Source organism: Microbispora sp. CA-135349 (assembly GCF_050947365.1).
GTDB lineage: Bacteria > Actinomycetota > Actinomycetes > Streptosporangiales > Streptosporangiaceae > Microbispora.
The window spans coordinates 7,578,122-7,594,644 of the sequence record NZ_CP192001.1 but is presented as its reverse complement, the minus strand read 5'-3'; the positions used below and the strand labels follow the sequence as shown (position 1 = coordinate 7,594,644).

17 protein-coding genes are annotated in these 16,523 nt (G+C 68.2%); 5 read left to right on the top strand and 12 right to left on the bottom strand.

Annotated features, from left to right (window positions below; translation table 11 throughout):
• Window position 1: 1 nt before the first annotated feature.
• The 10 genes from ACQPZZ_RS34995 to ACQPZZ_RS34950 all read right to left on the bottom strand — a co-directional run bounded on the left by ACQPZZ_RS34995 (window position 2) and on the right by ACQPZZ_RS34950 (window position 10,942).
• Window positions 2-685, bottom strand: coding sequence for a DUF262 domain-containing protein (locus ACQPZZ_RS34995; RefSeq protein ID WP_432926159.1), 684 nt, complete (start codon window positions 683-685; stop codon window positions 2-4).
• 65 nt (window positions 686-750) lie between these two features.
• Window positions 751-1,707, bottom strand: coding sequence for a hypothetical protein (locus ACQPZZ_RS34990; protein WP_432926157.1), 957 nt, complete (start codon window positions 1,705-1,707; stop codon window positions 751-753).
• A complete protein-coding gene (locus tag ACQPZZ_RS34985) occupies window positions 1,697-3,025 on the bottom strand; it encodes a DUF3696 domain-containing protein (protein ID WP_432926155.1) in 1,329 nt (442 codons plus the stop codon). Before ACQPZZ_RS34985 ends, ACQPZZ_RS34990 begins: the two co-directional genes overlap by 11 nt.
• 86 nt (window positions 3,026-3,111) lie before the next feature.
• Window positions 3,112-3,864, bottom strand: coding sequence for a succinate dehydrogenase/fumarate reductase iron-sulfur subunit (locus ACQPZZ_RS34980; RefSeq protein ID WP_363644626.1), 753 nt, complete (start codon window positions 3,862-3,864; stop codon window positions 3,112-3,114).
• Complete coding sequence (locus ACQPZZ_RS34975) at window positions 3,864-5,771, bottom strand: fumarate reductase/succinate dehydrogenase flavoprotein subunit (protein ID WP_432926153.1); 1,908 nt, start codon at window positions 5,769-5,771, stop codon at window positions 3,864-3,866. The genes ACQPZZ_RS34980 and ACQPZZ_RS34975 overlap by 1 nt, the downstream gene beginning before the upstream one ends.
• Before the next feature lie 9 nt (window positions 5,772-5,780).
• Window positions 5,781-6,566, bottom strand: coding sequence for a hypothetical protein (locus ACQPZZ_RS34970; RefSeq protein ID WP_363644622.1), 786 nt, complete (start codon window positions 6,564-6,566; stop codon window positions 5,781-5,783).
• A 147-nt stretch (window positions 6,567-6,713) separates the two neighbouring features.
• The gene (locus ACQPZZ_RS34965) at window positions 6,714-7,151 is read right to left on the bottom strand and encodes a response regulator (RefSeq protein ID WP_432926150.1); all 438 of its coding nucleotides are present in this window, start codon (window positions 7,149-7,151) and stop codon (window positions 6,714-6,716) included.
• A complete protein-coding gene (locus tag ACQPZZ_RS34960) occupies window positions 7,144-8,748 on the bottom strand; it encodes a sensor histidine kinase (RefSeq protein WP_432926148.1) in 1,605 nt (534 codons plus the stop codon). The genes ACQPZZ_RS34965 and ACQPZZ_RS34960 overlap by 8 nt, the downstream gene beginning before the upstream one ends.
• Window positions 8,745-9,932, bottom strand: a complete 1,188-nt coding sequence (locus ACQPZZ_RS34955) for a PP2C family protein-serine/threonine phosphatase (RefSeq protein WP_432926146.1) — start codon at window positions 9,930-9,932, stop codon at window positions 8,745-8,747. Before ACQPZZ_RS34955 ends, ACQPZZ_RS34960 begins: the two co-directional genes overlap by 4 nt.
• Before the next feature lie 83 nt (window positions 9,933-10,015).
• Complete coding sequence (locus tag ACQPZZ_RS34950; protein WP_363644614.1) at window positions 10,016-10,942, bottom strand: LysR family transcriptional regulator; 927 nt, start codon at window positions 10,940-10,942, stop codon at window positions 10,016-10,018.
• A 198-nt stretch (window positions 10,943-11,140) separates the two neighbouring features.
• Here ACQPZZ_RS34950 and ACQPZZ_RS34945 point away from each other — a divergent pair, with 198 nt between their 5' ends.
• The 5 genes from ACQPZZ_RS34945 (at window position 11,141) to ACQPZZ_RS34925 (ending at window position 15,723) form a co-directional block, all read left to right on the top strand.
• Window positions 11,141-11,944 (top strand): succinate dehydrogenase cytochrome b subunit, encoded by an 804-nt coding sequence (locus ACQPZZ_RS34945; protein ID WP_432926144.1) that lies wholly within the window; start codon window positions 11,141-11,143, stop codon window positions 11,942-11,944.
• A 74-nt stretch (window positions 11,945-12,018) separates the two neighbouring features.
• Window positions 12,019-13,950 carry a fumarate reductase/succinate dehydrogenase flavoprotein subunit gene (locus ACQPZZ_RS34940; RefSeq protein WP_363644932.1) on the top strand — a complete coding sequence of 644 codons (1,932 nt, stop codon included), beginning with the start codon at window positions 12,019-12,021 and terminating at the stop codon, window positions 13,948-13,950.
• Window positions 13,947-14,687 (top strand): succinate dehydrogenase/fumarate reductase iron-sulfur subunit, encoded by a 741-nt coding sequence (locus tag ACQPZZ_RS34935; protein WP_139579333.1) that lies wholly within the window; start codon window positions 13,947-13,949, stop codon window positions 14,685-14,687. Before ACQPZZ_RS34940 ends, ACQPZZ_RS34935 begins: the two co-directional genes overlap by 4 nt.
• A 114-nt stretch (window positions 14,688-14,801) precedes the next feature.
• On the top strand, window positions 14,802-15,248 hold the full coding sequence (locus tag ACQPZZ_RS34930; RefSeq protein WP_363644608.1) for an STAS domain-containing protein: 447 nt from the start codon (window positions 14,802-14,804) through the stop codon (window positions 15,246-15,248).
• A gap of 124 nt (window positions 15,249-15,372) precedes the next feature.
• Window positions 15,373-15,723, top strand: a complete 351-nt coding sequence (locus tag ACQPZZ_RS34925) for an STAS domain-containing protein (protein WP_432926141.1) — start codon at window positions 15,373-15,375, stop codon at window positions 15,721-15,723.
• On the opposite strand, the gene ACQPZZ_RS34920 is transcribed toward ACQPZZ_RS34925, so the two are convergent.
• Both ACQPZZ_RS34920 and ACQPZZ_RS34915 read right to left on the bottom strand, forming a co-directional pair.
• The gene (locus ACQPZZ_RS34920) at window positions 15,720-16,283 is read right to left on the bottom strand and encodes a Clp protease N-terminal domain-containing protein (RefSeq protein ID WP_432926139.1); all 564 of its coding nucleotides are present in this window, start codon (window positions 16,281-16,283) and stop codon (window positions 15,720-15,722) included. The two genes, ACQPZZ_RS34925 and ACQPZZ_RS34920, sit on opposite strands and share 4 nt — an antisense overlap.
• A complete protein-coding gene (locus ACQPZZ_RS34915) occupies window positions 16,284-16,517 on the bottom strand; it encodes an RNA polymerase subunit sigma-70 (protein WP_363644603.1) in 234 nt (77 codons plus the stop codon).
• Window positions 16,518-16,523 lie beyond the last annotated feature (6 nt).

The window sequence follows — 16,523 nt, the reverse complement described above, 5'->3', positions numbered from 1 at the left end:
GTCACCCGCTGTCTTGAGCGCTCTCAGAGTCGTCGGTGTGCTCGCGCACTGTGGCCGATTCGTCCGCGGTCAGTGACACGCCGCTGCTGTTGAGCCGGGAGAAGACAGTGGTCGCCTGGGAGAGGGACCCTCCGATCACTCGGACGACGGGGACCCGATAGTCCTTGATGTGGTGAATCACGTCGTACGCCTCGTAGAGAAGCTCCTCCAGTTCCTCCCCCCGCGCTATACCGGTGAGCACGCGCTGGTAGGAGAGGAAATCCTTCGTCCTGAGCACCGATCTGAGCGGCAGCCAATCCGGAGGAGCCTCGACAGCGCCCCAGTGCCGATAGCGGCTTTCATGGAGCAGTCGAAGGCCGAGAACGCGGTAGATCCGCCACATCCAGGCATCGGCGGAAGCCTGTGCGGACGCGGGAGCACGCAGACAGCCGAACAGGGTAGCCAGGCGCTGGTGCCCGTCGAGCACGTAGGAGATCGGCAGGCCGGGTGGTGGCGACGGTATCGGGATCCCGCCGATCTCACTCATGCTTTCCACACCATCGGCAGGCTCCCATAGGATCAGGCTGCCGATGGGATAGCCGTCCTCGATGCTCTCGAAGAGAGCGGTCATTTGACGTGGATGCCAGATGAAGGGGCGGCTGAACAGCGGCACACGGACGGCACCGCTCGCGACTTTCTCGATCAACGCCTCCAGATCCCAGCTCTCCGGGACGGACCTGAGCTTCCCGCCACGGTCTGGCACGGCATCCCCTAGATAATCTGTCGAAGCATGGCGAGAAGCCGGCGTAGTTCGGTGGCGATGCCCTCGCCGAGCTTCTCGAAGTCGGACTGCGTCAGCCGGCCGTCTGCCGCAGCGCGTTCCATGAGCTCGGGCAGACTGGAGCCGAAACCTTCCCGTAGCTTAGCGATCGTTTCGTCGGGCACCCCGTCGTACAGGTCCTCATGGCCGCGCGGCACCCGGGAACCGCCGAGCCCGTAGGCGGGGAAGCCCTTCTTCATGTCGAAATAGCCGCGCTGTTCCGGCGTCAGGGTCTTCAGGGCGTCGATTTTCTTGGTGGTCTCTCGGATCGGCTGAAGCATCGCCAGGACCTTGTTCGGGACGTAGTTCTCCACCTCGCGGAGTTCCAGCACGTGGACCTGCACGCCGAGCGCGCGGACGCTGTCTGCGATCTTGTGGCAGCGAGTCACCTGGCCCGGGGCGAATCGATCACTGTCCAGAAGAAGGGCCGCCCGAGTCGTCCGCCGGAACCGAGAGGATACGTGGAGCGCCTGTCTGTACGCCCGGTCCTTTCCTCCGCAGTGCCTGATGTCGAGGCGCTGAGTGGCCTCCGCCTCCGCCAGGGTCGTCATCTCGAAGACCCGGGCCACCGCCAGGAGAAAACAACGATCAGAGAACTCGTCCTCGACGAGGAGCACCGCGGGCTGCCGCAGATCCCAGACGTCGTCGTGGATGGTGTGCGCGGTGACGAGCAGTGGTGCATCGGCGTGGTTCATCCACGCCTGGGCGACGCTGGCCTTGACAGCGAATTCGGTGTAGGCGGACGAAAGGGTCGGAAAATGCGTCTTGAAGAAGTCCGACACCTCGTCCACCTGATCCGGATGAACGGTCCAATCGTGGCGACCTTCGAGAAACAGGCGGATCAAGTCGTGAGCAGTCGCGACATCGTCGTCCACCGCGAACACCCCGGAATGGATCTCAACGCGCATCGGTGTCCGTCCGCTCGGCCTGGGCTGCGGCGAGTGCGCGCGTCTCCTCGAAGTCCTCGGCGAAGACTCCACGCGGCCAGTAGTCGAGATTGCCCAGCCCGTCCAGTCTGATCCGCCGGGCGCTGGCCGCCCCCCCGTTGTTCTCCACGAAGTAGATCGCGATGTCCTCGGGGTCCACGATGCCCTCCGCGACCCGTCTGCGGAGCCGGAGCAGGAACGTCTCACTGTGCGTTTCGATGAGAAAACGGACCTTCGACGCTTTGGTCGCGGCCAGGAAGCCGTCGGCGACGAGTGCGTGAGCGGACGGGTGCAGGTGGAGTTCGGGCTCTTCGACGATCTCCAGGACCGGTTCCCTCGGGGGGTTCGCGGCATCCACTGCTCGTTGGATGAGGATGGGAAGGAGCTGGGCGACTCCGGTGCCCGCGTCGGCGAGGTTGACTTCGAGACCGGTTTCGCGCGACCGCAACACGACGGAGTAGAGATCGTCCACAAGATCCTCGACCTGAAGCGACCAGCCCGGAAGATGGTCCGTCAGCAACTCGTTGAGCTTCTGGTTCACCCGGCCGTGTCGACGTAACCGGTCGTGCGCGAGGAGACTCAGCGCCTGCTCGCCGTCTGCTCCCACGACCAGAGAGGAGAGACGGGGCGGCAGGCGGTGAACGCGGGCGGGCCTGTCCCGATAGGGCCCGAGATAGCGGACCTGGTCGAAGTCCGCGCGTATGGCTTCGACGTCGGCGCTCAGGTCCTCCGGATCCCAGTCGTCATTCCAGCCGTTCCCGAAATTGACAGGTGTGGCCGGCAGCAACCCGTGAAAGACGACATCACCGGGGGGCGCCGCATCGGAGAGGAGGTCGGTCCTTGCGACGTAGAGGTGCGGCTCATCCCACTTGTCTTCCTGCTCGGCCCTGTCCAGCTCGTATTCGTCCAGCCACATCAATGTCGTTGTGGCGGAACCCGATGTGACGGCCAATTGCCTGACAACCTGATCCTGCCACTCGTCGATGTTCTGCACGGTGACGTCGACGCTCCGTGCGTCGGTCGGTCCGCCGGCGAACTCCAGTCCCAGCCGGATGCTGCCGTGCGGGCGGCCACCGTGCACCAGATGGCGGAATTCCGGCGCCTCGTCGCCCAGCTGATCGAGGTCGAAGGGCGACCGGGACATCGTACGGATGCCTGCTTGTAGGAGGAGCGGTGTCCGGACAAGTGCACTCTTTCCGGAATTGTTTCTTCCGAGCACCACGGTGATCGGCCGCAGCTCCACTTTCTGCGGCTTTGCAAAACACCGATAGTTTTCGACGGTGAAGCTGATCAGCGGCATGCGCCAACGCTAGTCCGGATCTCGATGGCCTGTAAGGAAAACGAAAGCGCCGATCGGGCCGGCCGATCGGCGCTTCTTCAGCGGGCTCAGCGCTGGCGCTTGAAGATCTTCGAGCCCAGCCAGACCAGCGGGTCGTACTTCCGGTCGACCACGCGCTCCTTCATCGGGATCAGCGCGTTGTCGGTGATCTTGATGTGCTCGGGGCAGACCTCGGTGCAGCACTTGGTGATGTTGCAGTAGCCGAGGCCGTGCTCCTCCTGCGCCGAATCCTTGCGCTCCGCCACGTCGTACGGGTGCATGTCGAGCTCGGCGATCCGCATGAGGTAGCGCGGGCCGGCGAAGTTCGGCTTGTTCTCCTCATGGTCGCGGATCACGTGACAGACGTTCTGGCACATGAAGCACTCGATGCACTTGCGGAACTCCTGCGAGCGCTCGACGTCGACCTGCTGCATGCGGTACTCGCCCGGCTTGACGTCGGCCGGCGGCGTGAACGACGGGATCTCGCGAGCCTTCTGGTAGTTGAACGACACGTCCGTCACCAGGTCCTTGATGACCGGGAACGTCCGCAGCGGCGTGACCGTGATGGTCTCGCTCTCCTCGAAGGTGGACATCCGGGTCATGCAGCCCAGCCGGGGCTTGCCGTTGATCTCCATCGAGCACGAGCCGCACTTGCCGGCCTTGCAGTTCCAGCGGACCGCGAGGTCGGGGGCCTGCGTGGCCTGGAGCCGGTGGATGACGTCGAGGACGACCTCGCCCTCGTTCACCTCGACGGTGAAGTCCTCCAGGCGGCCCTCGCCGCCCTCACCGCGCCAGATGCGGAACTTCGCCTTGTATCCCATCACGACTCCTTGACCGCGGTGTCGTATTCCGCCAGCTCTTCCTCGGTGAGGTACTTCTCCAGCTCGGAGCGCTCGAACAGGCCGATGAGGTCGCCGCGCATGGACGGCTGGATCTTCTCCTCGACCGTGATGGACGTGCCGTCCGGGTTCGCGGAGCAGACCAGCAGCCTGCGCCGCCACTCCGGCGACATGCCGGGGTAGTCGTCGCGGGTGTGGCCGCCGCGGCTCTCCTCCCGCAACAGCGCGGCCTTCGCCACGCACTCGCTCACCAGCAGCATGTTCCGCAGGTCGAGAGCGAGGTGCCAGCCCGGGTTGTAGATCCGGCTGCCCGCGGAGGCGGTGTTCCCGGCCCGCTCCTTGAGCTTCTCGATGACCTGGAGGGCCTCGCTGATCTCCCCGGACTTGCGGATGATGCCGACCAGGTCGTTCATCGTGCGCTGCAGCTCGTGGTGGACCTCGTACGGGTTCTCCCCGCCGGTCCGCTCCAGCGGGGTCAGGGCCTCGGCCTTGGCCTCCTCGACGCCGGTCACGACCGGCCGCCTGGCCAGCCCGTCCACGTACGCCGCGGCTCCCGCGCCGGCCCTGCGGCCGAACACCAGCAGGTCCGACAGCGAGTTGCCGCCGAGGCGGTTGGACCCGTGCATGCCGCCGGAGACCTCGCCGGCCGCGAACAGGCCGGGGACCGACGCCGCGCCGGTGTCGGCGTCCACCTCGACGCCGCCCATGATGTAGTGGCAGGTCGGGCCGACCTGCATGGGCTCCTTGGTGATGTCGACGTCCGCCAGCTCCTTGAACTGGTGGTGCATCGACGGCAGCCGCCTGACGATCTCGGCGGCCGGCAGGCGGGTGGACACGTCGAGGAACACCCCGCCCTGCGGTGAGCCGCGCCCGGCCTTCACCTCGGCGTTGATCGCCCTGGCCACCTCGTCACGCGGCAGCAGCTCCGGCGGGCGGCGGTTGTTGGCCTGGTCGTCGTACCAGCGGTCCGCCTCCTCCTCGGTCGTGGCGTACTTGTCCTTGAACACGTCCGGGATGTAGTCGAACATGAACCGGCGGCCCTCGGAGTTGCGCAGGACGCCGCCGTCGCCGCGCACCGACTCGGTCACCAGGATGCCGCGCACCGACGGGGGCCAGACCATGCCCGTCGGGTGGAACTGGATGAACTCCATGTTGATGAGCTTCGCGCCGGCGAGCAGGGCCAGCGCGTGACCGTCACCGGTGTACTCCCAGGAGTTCGACGTGACGACGTACGACTTGCCGATGCCGCCGGTGGCCAGCACCACGGCGGGGGCGTCGAAGACGATGAAGTCGCCCGTCTCACGCCAGTAGCCGAAGGCCCCGGAGATGGCACCGTTTTCCCCGTGCCCGGAGCCGGCGTCCTTCAGCAGCTTGGTGATCGTGCATTCGGCGAAGACCTTGATGTACGCCTCGGGGTCGCCGTGCAGCCTCTCGTCCTCCTGCTGGAGGGCGACGACGCGCTGCTGGAGGGTGCGGATCAGCTCCAGGCCGGTACGGTCGCCCACGTGGGCGAGGCGCGGGTACTCGTGGCCGCCGAAGTTGCGCTGGCTGATCTTGCCGTCCTTGGTGCGGTCGAACAGCGCGCCCCAGGCCTCCAGTTCCCAGACGCGGTCCGGGGCCTCCTTGGCGTGGAGTTCCGCCATGCGCCAGTTGTTGAGGAACTTGCCTCCGCGCATGGTGTCGCGGAAGTGCACCATCCAGTTGTCGCTCGGATTGACGTTGCCCATCGCGGCGGCGGCGCCGCCCTCGGCCATGACCGTGTGGGCCTTGCCGAACAACGACTTGCAGACGATCGCCGTCCGCTTGCCCTGCTGCCGCGCCTCGATCGCCGCGCGGAGCCCCGCTCCACCGGCTCCGATGACGACGACGTCGTATTCGTGACGCTCCACTTGAGATCCTTATGCGAACGGGAAGTTGATGACGCCCTTGGCGACGAGCCGGACGTACAGGTCGGCGATCATGACCGAGAACAGCGAGGCCCAGGCGAACTGCTGGTGCCTGGCGTTGAGCTTCGAGACCAGGGTCCACGCCTTGTAACGCAGCGGGTGCTTGGAGAAGTGGTTCAGGCGCCCGGCGGTGATGTGGCGGCACGAGTGGCAGCCGAACGTGTAGCAGAGAATGAGCGCCGCGTTGGCGAGCAGGATCCAGGAGCCCAGCCCGGCGGGCTTGTGCACCAGCGCGAGCACCGCGTCGTACGTCAGGATCAGGCCGATGAGGATGGCGAAGTAGAAGAAGTAGCGGTGGATGTTCTGCAGGATCAGCGGCAGACGCGTCTCACCGGTGTACTTCCCGTGCGGCTCGGCCACGGCGCACGCCGGCGGCGACATCCAGAACGACCGGTAGTAGGCCTTGCGGTAGTAGTAGCAGGTGAGCCGGAACCCGCCGGGCAGTCCGAGGATCAAAATCCCGGGCGGCAGCGTGTACCAGTCACCGAACGGGGCGAGCCCGAACAACCGGGCCCCCTCGGGACACGACGTCGCCAGGCACGGCGACGAGAAGGGCGCGATGTACGGGTCGACGAAGTAGCTCTTGTCGAAGATCGCCCAAAATCCGTAAATCAAGAACAACAGGAGCCCGGCGGCGGTGAACGCCGGAGCCAGCCACCATCGGTCGGTGCGAAGCGTGCGCACCCTGATTTGCGCGCGTTGTTTCCTAGCCGTGCTCTCGGCCGTTGTCTGGGTCATCGGAGACCTTCCACCCTCACTGACTCCGCGCACGCCGGAGCGACCGCGCCGTACTGCTCAGGCCGTGCGCGTTATTGGTGGGGCACACATTACGACGAGCACATCACGAAGTGTGAGGAGGGTCACTCCTCCCCGCTGTGATCTCGGTCACTTCCCAGGCAGTTTGACGACGGTCACGAAGAATTCGTCGATCTGCCGTACTACCCGCGTGAACTGGTCGAAATCCACCGGCTTGGTGATGTACGCGTTGGCGTGCAGGTTGTATCCACGCAGGATATCCTGCTCGGCCTCCGATGTGGTGAGGATCACAACGGGGATGGTCCGCAGGGAGGGGTCCCTCTTGACCTCCTCCAGCACCTCGAAGCCGTTCACGCGGGGCAGGTTGAGGTCGAGCAGCACCAGGTCGGGCCGGGGCGCGTCGGAGTACTGCCCCTCGGCGCGCAGGAAGGCCAGCGCCTGTTCGCCGTCGTTGACCACGTGCAGGTTGTTGCCGACCTTGTTGTAGGAGAACGCCTCCTGGCAGAGCAGGACGTCGCCCGGGTCGTCCTCGACCAGGAGGACCTCGATCGGGCGGAATTCAGTCATCGGGATCTCCCAAGGCCGGCAGCGTCCAGCGGAACGTGGCTCCGGCGTCCTCGTTCGTGTCGAGCCAGATCCGGCCGCCATGATATTCGACGATTTTCCGGCACAGGGCCAGTCCGATACCCGTCCCCGGATAGACGTCCCGCGGGTGCAGGCGCTGGAAAATCAGGAAGATGCGGTCGGCGTACTTGGACTCGACGCCGATTCCGTTGTCCGAGCAGCTGAACTCCCACACGTCGCCGTCCCGGCGTACGCCGATGTGGACGCGGGGAGGCTCCTCGGAACGGAACTTGAGCGCGTTGCTGACGAGGTTCTGGAAGAGCTGGGTCAGCAGCGTGCGGGTGCCGACGACCTTGGGCAGGTCGTCGTGGGTGACCGTCGCGCCGGTCTCCGACAGCCGGGCGTCGAGGTTGCGCAGCGCGGTGGCCAGCGCGTCGCCCGTGTCCATCTCCTCGGGTTCGCCGCCGACGCGGCCCACCCGGGAGAAGTCGAGCAGGTCGTTGATGAGCAGCTGCATGCGGCGGGCGCCGTCGACCGCGAAGCCGATGTACTGCCGGGCGCGGTCGTCGAGGCGATCGGCGTAGCGCTGCTCCAGCATCTGGGTGAAGCTCGCCACCTTGCGCAGCGGCTCCTGCAGGTCGTGGCTGGCCACGTAGGCGAACTGCTCCAGCTCCCGGTTGGAGCGCTTGAGCTCCTCGGCCTGCTCGGCGAGCTGCTGACGGGCCTCGGCGGACGCCTGCCACTCGGTCATGATCCGGCGGCGCATCCCGTCGACGTGGCCCGACAGCTCCCACAGCTCGGCCGGCCGCTCGACCCGGATCTCGTGGTCGAAGTCGCCCGCGGCCACCGCCCTGACCTGGCGGGTCAGCCGGGCGATCGGGCCGCCGACGGCGCGGCGCACGATCAGCGCGCAGAACACGATCGCCAGCACCATCGCGCCGACCAGCGCGGCGACCGCCACATAGATGGTGTCCCAGCCGGAGTAGAGCCGGGCCCTGGCCACGTCGTGCAGCCGCCCCAGCAGGGCCTGCTGCTCGTCGAGGGAGGCCTTGACCGCCGAGAAGCGCTGCAGGTTGTTCCTGGCCAGGTCGGTGAGCGAGCCGGGACCGCTCTTGAGGGTCCTGGCGACCACGGGCTCGGCGTAGTCGCGCCGCCAGGCGTCCGTGGCGTCGGTGAGCTCGCGGATCTGGCGGCGCACGCCGTAGCCTTCCGGAAGCCGGGGGACGAGCCTGGCGATCGCGTCCTTGGCCGACTGCTCCTCCGAGACTCCCTGGCGATAGGTGTCGAGGTACTGCTGCTCTCCGGTGAGCCCGTATCCGCGGATCGCGCCCTCCTGCGCCTGCACCGCCCTGGCGACGCGCAGCGTCTGCAGGGCGGCGGGATCGACCGCGTCGACGAGGGTCTGCCGGGCCTCGTACGTCGAGGTCAGCGCCAGGAGAATGGCGCTGACCGCGATCACGAAGATGAGCAGGACGCCGGCCCCGGCGAGCAGGAACCACCGGCCGACCGGCATGCGGGAGCCCCGCGCGGACGGGGCGAGCGGGGGCAGCGGGGCCGGGGCCGTCTCAACCTGCCCCTGTGTGGGGTACGCCGTGCTCACGCGATCGCCTCCCGAATGTCCTCCCGGACGCTCTGCTCGGCGTGACCGCGCGCGACGAGGACGGCCGCGACGTCGTCGTGCATGGCGCCGTCGAGACTGGCGATGATGCGGTCGAGGTCGATCCCCGCCTGGGCGCGGATCAGGTTCGCGAGCCCCTCGGTGCCGAGCAGGTCCCGGTTCTCGCCGACAGTGGCCTCGATCAGGCCGTCGGTGTAGAGCAGCAGCGACCATCGCTCGCCCAAGGTGACGTCGATGGGCGTCCACTCGATGTCAGGGAAGATCCCCAGCGGCGGGCCCGACGGCGTCTCGGTGACCACTTCGAGCACGCCGTCGCGCAGCAGCAGCGGGGGCGGGTGACCGATCACGTGCAGGCGGGCGGTGGTCAGGTCGGGGGTGATGGCGGCGGTGCACATCGTGGTGAAGATCTCCGGCGACTTGCGCTCGTGCCGCAGCAGCGTGTCGAGGGTGCGCAGCACGTCGTTGCCGGCCTGCCCGGCCAGCACCAGGGTGCGCCAGGCGATGCGCAGCGCAGTGCCGAGCGCGGCCTCGTCGGGCCCGTGCCCGCACACGTCGCCGATCAGCACGTGCACCGCGCCGTCGGGCGTCTGCACCGTGTCCCAGAAGTCGCCGGCCAGCAGCCCGCCCGTACGTCCGGGAAGGTAACGGGCCTGGTGGTGCAGGAGCGTGGGGTCGAGCAGGGGGACGGGCAGCAGGCCGCGTTCGAGGCGGGAGTTCTCCTTGCTGATGATGCGTTCCTGCAGGAGCTCGCGCATGGCGAGATCGGCGCGCTTGCGCTCGATGGCGTATCGGATGGCCCGGATCAGCAGCCGGGCGTCGACGTCCTGCTTGACCAGGAAGTCCTGTGCTCCGGCGGCGACCGCCTCGATGCCGACGTGCGCGTCCCCGAGCCCGGTCAGGACGAGCACCGCCGTGTCCGGGGCCATGGCGATGACCTGCTGCAGCGCCTCCAGCCCGGAGGCGTCGGGAAGGGACAGGTCGACGAGCACGCACTGCACGTCGTCGGTGAGCCGCGCGCGTCCCTCGGCGAGCGTCCGCGCCCAGGTGATCTTCGGCGGCCTCTCGGCGCCCGCCAGCAACTCCTCGACGAGAAACGCGTCGCCGGCGTCGTCCTCGATCAGCAGGAGGGTGAGCGGATCGGGCAGATCAGGGGAGACCGGGGTCACGAACGCCTCTCGTCAGCGTCGGCATCATCGTCGTGCAGCATCGTGTGCACAAACTTATCGTCTGGGAACTGCTCGGTAGGGGATCACACGTCAACGAGTGTCTCTATTCCCGGAGGAAGCGTCCCGTCACGTGCGGCGTCGCCGAGGAACGACAGCAGCGTCCCACGGAAGGCCTGCGCCGCCCGAGTCGGCTCCACGTCTTTGCGGTGGGCGAGGGCGACCGTACGGCGCAGCCCCGGCAGCAGCGGCGTGCCCGTCAGCCTCGGGCGGTTCTCCAGCACCATCGAGGGCACCACGGCGATGCCCAGCCCCGCCTCGACGAACCGCAGCACCGCGTCCATCTCCCCGCCCTCCACCGCGAAGCGCGGTTCGAAACCCGCCTGCCGGCACGCCGCCAGCGTCGCCTCCCGCACGTCGTACCCCCGGCGGAACATCACGAGGGGCCGGCCGCGCAGGTCCTCGATCCGTATGTACGACCTGCGCCCCCGGGCCGACGTGGAGGCCACGACGAGGTTCTCGCTCAGGATCTCCTGGGTCACCAGCGACGGATCGCTGCTCTGCAGCGGCAGGATGATCAGCGCCAGGTCGAGCTGACCCCTGGCGAGGTCGCGGACGAGGTCGCGGGACCCGCCCTCCTCGACCTGCAGCTCAACCCCGGGGTAGTCGCGGTGGAAGCGGGCCAGCGCGTCGGCCAGCAGCCCGGCGCACAGCGACGGGGTCGCGCCGAGGCGCACCCGCCCCCGCCGTAGCCCGGCGAGCTCGGCGACCTCGCGCCGGGCCGTCTCGGCGTCGGCGAGCATGCGCCGGGCGAGCGGCAGGAGCGCCTCACCCGCCGGGGTGAGGGTGACGTTGCCCCTGGCCCGGCTGAACAGCGGGGCTCCCAGCTCGGTCTCCAGGCTCTTGATCTGCTTGCTCAGCGACGGCTGCGCGACCCGCATCCGCTCCGCGGCCTGCGTGAAGTGCCGCGTCTCGGCCACGGCCATGAAGTAGGCCAGTTGCTGGAGCTGCACACCTCAATAGCCTAGGGCTATCGCCGAAGCCGGCTCGATGCGCCCCCCGTGCCGCGAAACCGTGTGAGTTTCGTCGCACCCATCCGGGACTTTCGACCCTGGGAAGCCGTATGGGTCAGAGCGCATAGCCGGGGGCTATCGAAACCAGGCCTGTCATGACTTGGACGTCTGAAAAGCGCGAACCTAGCGTGAGCATTCGTGACTGCCACTGTTGACCACTCTGTGGACTCCGCTTCCGTGGATCGGGGCTCGGCGACCGCTCCGGTTCCCACGCACAACGCACCTCCCAAGCCCGCCGGGCCCGCGCCGCGTACGCCCGCCCGTCGCGGCCTGCTCGGCACCTCCGCGGGGAGGAAGGCCGTGATGGCCGTCACGGGCGCCGTTCTCGTGCTCTTCCTGATCGCCCACATGCTGGGCAATCTCAAGATTTTCATCAGTGGCGAATCTTTCAACCACTATGCCGAATGGTTGCGCACCGTGGGCTCGCCCGCGCTGCCGAACCGGACCCTGTTGACGATCGCCGAGATCGTGCTGGGGCTCTGCGTCCTGCTGCACATGTGGGCGGCCGTGTCGCTCGCCCGGCGGGCGTCGAAGGCGCGGCCCGTCAAGTACGCGGCCAAGCGGAAGTCGCAGGCCAACGGGTACGCGACGCACACCATGCGGTACGGCGGCGTGATCATCCTGCTGTTCGTGATCTGGCATCTGCTGGACATGACCTTCGGCACGGTGAACCCCAAGGGCGGCGACGCCACGCCGTACGACCGGATGGTCGCCGGCTTCCAGCCCGAGCGCTGGTGGGTGACGGTGTTCTACCTGGTCGCCATGGTGCTGGTCGGCCTCCACCTGCGCCACGGCATGTGGAGCGCGTTCCAGTCGCTCGGCCTGACCCGCCGCCCCCGCGTCCGCAGCGCGCTGCAGACGGGCGCCGCCGTGGTCTCCGCGGTGCTGGTGCTCGGATTCGTCGCCGCGCCCATCTGCATCATGATCGGAGTGGTCAAGTGAAGTTCCGCCGCCGCGCCCAGCAGGACGCACAGCAGGACGTTCAGCAGCAGGAGACCCGGGACACGGCGCCGGGCATCGTCGGGCAGTACCGGGTCGGTGAGCCCATCCGGGACACCAAGGCGCCGGAGGGTCCCATCGAGGACCGCTGGGACACGCGCCGTTTCCAGGCCAAGCTGGTCAACCCGGTTAACAAGCGCAAGCTGACCGTCATCGTGGTCGGCACCGGCCTGGCCGGCGGCTCCGCCGCGGCCACGCTCGGCGAGCTGGGCTACAAGGTCAAGTCGTTCTGCTACCAGGACTCGCCGCGGCGGGCCCACTCGATCGCCGCGCAGGGCGGCATCAACGCCGCCAAGAACTACCGCGGCGACGGCGACAGCGTCTACCGGCTGTTCTACGACACGGTCAAGGGCGGCGACTACCGCGCCCGCGAGTCGAACGTGTACCGCCTCGCCCAGGTCAGCGTGAACATCATCGACCAGGCGGTGGCGCAGGGCGTGCCGTTCGCCCGCGAGTACGGCGGCCTGCTCGACACCCGCTCCTTCGGCGGCACCCAGGTGTCGCGCACCTTCTACGCCCGGGGCCAGACGGGCCAGCAGCTCCTGCTCGGCGCCTACCAGGCCCTGGAGCGGCAGGTCGCGGCGGGGAACGTGGAGGTCCACACCCGCCACGAGATGCTGGAGCTGATCGTCAGCGGCGGCCGGGCCCGGGGCATCGTGGTCCGCGACATGGTCACCGGCGAGATCGAGACCCACCTCGCCGATGCCGTCGTGCTCGCCAGCGGCGGCTACGGCAACGTGTTCTACCTGTCCACCAACGCCAAGGGCTGCAACACCACGGCGATCTGGCGGGCGCACAAGAAGGGCGCCTACTTCGGCAACCCCTGCTACACGCAGATCCACCCGACCTGCATCCCGCAGAGCGGCGACCACCAGTCGAAGCTGACGCTGATGTCGGAGTCGCTGCGCAACGACGGCCGCGTCTGGGTGCCCAAGCGCAAGGGCGACAACCGCGCGCCGGGCGACATCCCCGAGGACGAGCGCGACTACTACCTGGAGCGCATCTACCCGGCGTTCGGCAACCTCGTGCCCCGTGACATCGCCAGCCGGGCCGCCAAGAACGTCTGCGACGAGGGCCGCGGCGTCGGCCCCGGCGGGCTCGGCGTCTACCTCGACTTCGCCGACGCCATCAGGCGGATGGGCCGGGAGGCCGTCGAGAAGAAGTACGGCAACCTCTTCGAGATGTACGAGCGCATCACCGGCGAGAACCCGTACGACGTGCCGATGCGCATCTACCCGGCCGTCCACTACACGATGGGCGGGCTGTGGGTGGACTACGACCTGCAGTCCACGATCCCCGGGCTGTTCGTGATCGGCGAGGCCAACTTCTCCGACCACGGCGCCAACCGCCTGGGCGCCTCGGCGCTGATGCAGGGCCTGGCGGACGGCTACTTCGTGCTGCCGACGACGATCGGCGACTACCTCGCCGGGGCCGGCGCGTTCGGGCCGGTCGAGGAGGGGGACGTCGCGGAGGCCAGGAAGGCCGTCCAGGACAAGATCGACAAGCTCCTGTCCGTGAACGGCGACCGCACCGCCGACTCCTACCACCGCGAGCTCGGCCGCATCATGTGGGAGTACTGCGGCATGGAGCGCACCGAGGAGTCGCTGCGCAAGGCGCTGGAGCGCATTCCCGAGCTGCGCGAGGAGTTCTGGAACAACGTCAAGGTGCCGGGCGACTCCGAGGGGCTCAACCAGGCGCTCGAACGGGCCGGCCGCGTCGCCGACTTCTTCGAGCTCGCCGAGCTGATGTGCGTCGACGCCCTGCACCGTACGGAGTCGTGCGGCGGCCACTTCCGGGCCGAGTCGCAGGACGCGGACGGCGAGGCGCTGCGCGACGACGAGAACTTCGCTTACGTCGCCGCGTGGGAGTGGACCCCGGACGGCCCGGTCCTGCACAAGGAAGAGCTCAACTACGAGTACGTCAAGATGACCCAGCGGAGCTACAAGTGAACCTGACCCTCAAGATCTGGCGGCAGAACGGCTCGTCGGACAAGGGACGGATGGTGACCTACCGGGTCGAAGACGTCTCTCCGGACATGTCGTTCCTGGAAATGCTCGACGTCCTCAACGAGCGGCTGATTCTCGAGGGCGACGACCCGGTCGCCTTCGACCACGACTGCCGTGAGGGCATCTGCGGCATGTGCGGCATGGTCATCAACGGCGTGGCGCACGGCGAGCAGAAGCTCACCACGACCTGTCAGCTGCACATGCGGCACTTCAAGGACGGCGACGTCATCACCATCGAGCCGTGGCGTGCCGCGGCGTTCCCGGTGGTCAAGGACCTCGTCGTGGACAGGTCGGCGTTCGACCGGATCATCCAGGCGGGCGGCTTCATCTCCGTTCCCGCCGGGTCCGCCCCGGAGGCGCACTCCGTCCCGGTGCCGAAGGCCGATGCCGACGCCGCTTTCGACGCCGCCACCTGCATCGGGTGCGGCGCGTGCGTCGCCGCCTGCCCGAACGGTTCGGCCTCGCTGTTCACCGCGGCGAAGATCACTCATCTGAGCCTGCTGCCGCAGGGCCAGCCGGAGCGCGAGTCCCGTGCCCGGGCGATGGTCGAGCAGATGGACGCCGAGGGCTTCGGCGGCTGCACCAACACCGGCGAGTGCACGGCGGTGTGCCCGAAGGGCATCCCGTTCGACACGATCGCTCAGATGAACGCCGACTACCTGAAGGCCGCTTCCAAGTAGCGGACGAGTGACGTGGGCCGGTCGGCCGTAACATAATCGACCCGCCTCCCGGGTAACGTGTGCTCTGTGTCGGCGTAACACGCCTGCCGTGATCCCGCAGGCGAGGGAGAGAGCATGTCCGTGACCGGTCCACGTTCCACTTTGAAGGTCGCGTCCGCGGTCCATGGCGCCGCTGTCGTCGTGCGCGTGGAAGGCGATCTCGACGCCGGCACCGTTCACCTGCTCCACGACGAGTTGCACCGGATATGGGAGTCGCCGGGGACGTCCGTCCTCGTGCTCGACGTCGCCGGGCTCATGTTCTGCGACTCGCGGGGGCTGAGCGAGCTGATCTCCGCGTTGCAGCGTGGTCAGGCCCTGAACGTCCGGTTGATTCTCAGCGGCGTGCAGGGCGTGCTGCGCCGCGTTCTGACGATCACCGGCCTGCGCAACGTGTTCGAGCAGTCCGCGACGGCCTCGGAAGCGCTCGCGCAGGCGGCGGACGCCGGGCCGCGTCAGTCCCGGCCCGGCGGCGACTCGGACGCCGGCTCGGGCGGGCTGTACGAGACCGCCGGCGACCGCTGAGCCCGCCCGTCCTGTCCCGCTCCTCCACGCGGGTGAATTGGTAGCCTTGCCTCCCCCCGCCTGCCGGGGTATCTAGAGGTGTAACTTCTCTGTAGATCTTTGAGATCTCGGGATGAGGACAGGGATGACGACGAGACTTGGCGTCACGGTGAGCCATGAGCCGACGCACACGCTCGTCACCCTGATCGGCGAGCTGGACGTGATCTCCGGCGAGCGGCTGCGCACCGTGTTCGGCAAGTTGTCGGACGAGGGCGGCACCCGGCTGGTCGTGGACGCGTCCGAGCTGACCTTCTGCGACTCCATGGGCCTGCGGCTGCTGCTGGAGGCGCATGATCGCGCCGTGGAGGCGGGCGGGTTCATGAAACTCGCCGGCGTCAAGGGCGTCTTCCGGAGGATCCTCACGGTGACCGGGCTGCACGCGGCGTTCCCCATCTACGACACCCCCGCGGACGCCCTGGCGGCCCTGAATGACTAAGGGGTCAGGGCGCTCCTGACGTCCGTCCGTAGTTCCGCCAGGTCGACTCCGGCGTCGGTCAGGATGCGGACGCCCAGGCCCTCGCCCTCCCGGATGACACCGAGGAGGATGTGACCGTCGCGGATGTCCTTGCTCTTGAGCGCGATGGCCTCGCGGAGCGCGAGTTCGAGCGTCTTCCTGGCCCGCGGGCCGAACGGGGCCCGGCGCCCGCTGAGGAGCGCCCCCCGACGGTCGCGGCGCGGCTCCCGGTCGAGGGCCCCGACGCCGAAGACCTCCTCGACCCTCTCCCGGACGGCCGACAGGTCGATCCCGATCGTCTCCAGGGCCTCGGCGTCGATGTCCCCGCCGGTGGCGTCGCCGAGGATCCGGACGACCTCGGCCCGCACCCGCTCATGAGTGACCCCGCGGGCGGTGAGGAGCCGGGCGGACGTCGTCTCCGGACGGCTCAGCAGGCCGAGCAGGATGTGCTCGGTGCCCACCTGCCCGTGCCGGAGTTCCCTGGCCTGCTCGTTGGCGTGTATGACGACCTGCCGCGCGTCGTCGGTGAACCTCTCCAGCATCTACTTCTCCCGTCTCAGCAGTCCTCGCCCGCCCGCGTACTTCTTGTGCACCGCCTGCCGGGACACCCCGAGCAGGAGCGCGATGTCCTGCCACGACCATCCCGCGGTGCGTGCGTTCTCCACCTGCAGCGCTTCGAGCCGGTCCACCAGGAGCCGCAGCGCCCGTACGGCCCGTAGGCCGACGGCCGGATCGCGGCTGCCGGCGTCGCTCGCCAGCTGTGCCGTATCGCTCATGCCTGT

Coding starts and splice junctions, on each gene's coding strand:
- ACQPZZ_RS34915 (WP_363644603.1), bottom strand. CDS start 16,517: ATGAGCGATACGGCACAGCTGGCGAGCGACGCCGGCAGCCGCGATCCG.
- ACQPZZ_RS34965 (WP_432926150.1), bottom strand. CDS start 7,151: ATGACTGAATTCCGCCCGATCGAGGTCCTCCTGGTCGAGGACGACCCG.
- ACQPZZ_RS34920 (WP_432926139.1), bottom strand. CDS start 16,283: ATGCTGGAGAGGTTCACCGACGACGCGCGGCAGGTCGTCATACACGCC.
- ACQPZZ_RS34990 (WP_432926157.1), bottom strand. CDS start 1,707: ATGCGCGTTGAGATCCATTCCGGGGTGTTCGCGGTGGACGACGATGTC.
- ACQPZZ_RS34970 (WP_363644622.1), bottom strand. CDS start 6,566: ATGACCCAGACAACGGCCGAGAGCACGGCTAGGAAACAACGCGCGCAA.
- ACQPZZ_RS34930 (WP_363644608.1), top strand. CDS start 14,802: ATGTCCGTGACCGGTCCACGTTCCACTTTGAAGGTCGCGTCCGCGGTC.
- ACQPZZ_RS34925 (WP_432926141.1), top strand. CDS start 15,373: ATGACGACGAGACTTGGCGTCACGGTGAGCCATGAGCCGACGCACACG.
- ACQPZZ_RS34985 (WP_432926155.1), bottom strand. CDS start 3,025: ATGCCGCTGATCAGCTTCACCGTCGAAAACTATCGGTGTTTTGCAAAG.
- ACQPZZ_RS34980 (WP_363644626.1), bottom strand. CDS start 3,864: ATGGGATACAAGGCGAAGTTCCGCATCTGGCGCGGTGAGGGCGGCGAG.